Source organism: Nonomuraea basaltis, from assembly GCF_005893125.1.
GTDB lineage: Bacteria > Actinomycetota > Actinomycetes > Streptosporangiales > Streptosporangiaceae > Nonomuraea > Nonomuraea basaltis.
The window spans coordinates 1-2,880 of record NZ_VCJS01000482.1; the positions used below are offsets into that span (position 1 = coordinate 1).

The 2,880-nt window shown below is 68.6% G+C and carries 3 protein-coding genes; 2 read left to right on the plus strand and 1 reads right to left on the minus strand.

Translation table 11 applies throughout. From position 1 onward, the window contains the following. Positions 1 to 225: transposase (locus tag EJK15_RS68660; protein ID WP_138720830.1), on the plus strand; the 225-nt coding region annotated here is incomplete at its 5' end. 284 nt (positions 226 to 509) lie between these two features. Then, entirely contained in the window at positions 510 to 1,934 is a 1,425-nt protein-coding gene (locus EJK15_RS68665) for an MFS transporter (protein ID WP_138720831.1), read from the plus strand. Between the two features lie 151 nt (positions 1,935 to 2,085). Here the strand turns inward: EJK15_RS68665 and EJK15_RS68670 are convergent, their stop codons facing one another. Further along, positions 2,086 to 2,538 (minus strand): helix-turn-helix domain-containing protein, encoded by a 453-nt coding sequence (locus tag EJK15_RS68670; protein WP_206062336.1) that lies wholly within the window; start codon positions 2,536 to 2,538, stop codon positions 2,086 to 2,088. Between the last annotated feature and the right edge of the window lie 342 nt (positions 2,539 to 2,880).

Sequence of the window (2,880 nt, forward strand, 5' to 3'; positions counted from 1 at the left end):
CGCCTCGACGCTTGGATCGACGCCGTCCGGGCTGACGACCTGCCCCACCTGCATTCCTTCGCCAACGGCCTCGAACGCGACCACGCCGCCGTCCTGAACGGACTCACGCTCCCTTACAGCTCAGGCGTTGTCGAGGGCAAAGTATGCAAGATCAAATTCTTGAAACGGCTCATGTTCGGCCGCGCCAACTACGACCTCCTCAGAAAGATGGCACTGCTGAACTGAGCCGAGATCACCGACCGTGACCGCTCCCCAGCAAATGCACCAGACCCGTCCCCCTGGCCGGCCTGTTCAGTACGCAATGGGCTGACGGCTCGTCAGGGGGCGCCGCGGGGTGCGCCGAGCCTGTCATGAAACGGATGCCGAAGCGGGGCCGCGGGCCACCGAATCGGAGTCGTCGCTGCTACGGGTGGGCGGGGGGAGCCGGGCGCACCGCCGAGCGGCTCGGCCGGCCGGACGGCGTGCTGATCGTTGACGATACCGGGTTCTTGAAGAAGGAGACCATACGCATGACTACCGACACAACTTCGCCTCCACAGATCAGCAGTAGGCAGCGGTTGATCCTGTTCGTCCTGCTCGGTGCGGGGTTCATGTTGTCCGTCGACTTCTCGATCCTGAACGTCGCGCTGCCGCAGGTCGGCGCGGGCGTCGGGCTGGGCTTGACCGGGCTGCCCTGGATCGTCTCCGCGTACGCGCTGCCCGCGGCCGGCTTCACCCTTCTGTTCGGCCGGATGGCGGACCTGTTCGGCCGCCGCAGGCTGTTCCTGTCCGGCATGGTCCTGCTGGCCGGGGCCTCCTTGCTCGGCGGATTCGCAGCCAACCCCGAGACGCTCCTGGCCGCCCGCGCGCTGCAGGGCTTCGCTACCGCGATGACGATCCCCGCGGCGTTGTCCCTGCTCACCACCACGTTCACGGAAGGCGCGACGCGCGAGCGCGTCCTCGGCCTCAACGGCGCGCTGCTGTCCGGCGGCTTCACCGTCGGCGCGCTGGTCGGCGGCACGCTCGTCAGCCTGCTGAGCTGGCGGGCCGCGTTCTTCATCAACGTCCCGGTCGCCCTGGCCATTCTGCTGCTCACGCCCTTCCTGATCAGCGAGACCAGCGTGTCCGGCCGGGTGAAGCTGGACCTGCCTGGAGCGGTGACCGTGACCGGCGGGCTGCTGGCCGTCATCTACGCGGTCATCGAGAAGAGCCTCCCCTTGGCCATCGTCGGCGTGCTGCTGCTGGCCGCGTTCTGGATGATCGAGCTGCGCTCACCCGCGCCGCTCGCCCCACTCCGCATCCTCAAACGGCCCACGGTGAAGTGGGGCAACTACGCAGGGCTCGTGATCTTCACCATGGAGCCCGCCATGATCTTCCTGATGACGCTCTACCTGCAGAAGGTCCTGGGCTTCTCCCCGCTGGCCACCGGCCTGATCTTCGGCGTCCCGGGCCTGGCGTCCGTGGCCGCCGGGGTGATCGCCGGGCGCTTCATCGGGCGCTTCGGCTACCGCAACGTGCTGGTCGCGGGCCTGTCCGTACAGGGCCTGGCGACCCTCCCGCTGGTCTTCCTCGGCGCCGACCGAATGGCGCTCGCCGTCCTGGTCCCCGCGCTGTTCATCGGGTTCTTCGGGCACGTCACCGCCATCGTGGCGTACACGGTGACCGGGACCTCGGGTCTGCCGGACGAGGAGCAGGGCCTGGCCACGGGCCTGACCTCGATGACCCAGCAGGTGGCCATCACCGCCGGTATCCCGATCCTGAGCTCGGTCGCGGCGACGCAGAGCGTGGAACTGACCGGCATCCACCTCGCGCTGAGCGTGAACGTGGCAGTGACGCTCGTCAGCGTGGTCTTCATCTGGTTCGGGCTGCGTCCGCGGGGCGAGCGCCGCACGGCAGTGGCAGCCGTACCGGTGCCGAAGGAAGCCGACACGCAACTGGCCGCCTCTTCGGACTGAGCCGGTGGAGAACCAGCTCGCGCCCTCGGCCTCGTCCTGGACTGCGTCACCCTGTGGACGACGGTCTACCTGGACGCCGCGGTCCGCCACCTCAAGGCACGACGAGGAGATCTGAACTCGAGGCCGGCGCGCGGGGCGTCAGGAACGTGCTTCACCTGGCGGGTCGACGGTGATCAAGCCGCCGGGCCCGGCATCCCAAGACGTGGCAGATACGGTCGAGGGTGCTGAAACGGATGGCCTTGGCTTGGATGGAGACGAAGGACTCTTGGGCGGCTCGGGTCAGCGCCTGCGCCTGGGGTCCGACCCCGTCGGCGGCCGCGAGGGCGTTGGCGACGCCCTCGCGGGCGGTGTCGGCGGCGTCGTCCGGCACTCCGTCGAGCCGGGAGTCGATGGCGCCGCGGTGGCCGGCGGTCAGGACCGCTCCGAGCAGCGCGACACCGAGCGCGGTGCCGAACTCCCGGGTGGATCGCAGCGCCATGACGATGGCGACGACGACGAGCACGACCGGCAGGACGAAGAGCCACCGCCAGCTCGCCAGGTCGACCAGGACGGCCGACAGGTACATCCCCAAGATGCCTCCACCGCCGGCGACGCCGGTCCACACGCCGATCGCCTTGGAGGCTCCTCGTCCGGGAAGGTCGAGGTGATGACGGCGAGGGTGACCGGCGTGATCATCGCTGCCCCTACGCCGCTCACACCGAAGCGATGACCGCCATGAGCGCGATGCAGACCCCGACCAAGATCGTACGTCGTTGTCGTGGGTCTTGGATGGTCGGGTCCGGGGGCTCCCGTTTGAGGACCGGTTCGTACTCATGGGGTTCCTAATGAGTTCTGGGAGCAAGCCATCCGGCAGACTCCGTGGTGGATAGTGGCTGCCGGCAGGTGAGCACTCGGGGTTCCTGGACGTGGAGTCCTGATGAAAGACCGTGCCCCTGCCGGTTGGTCG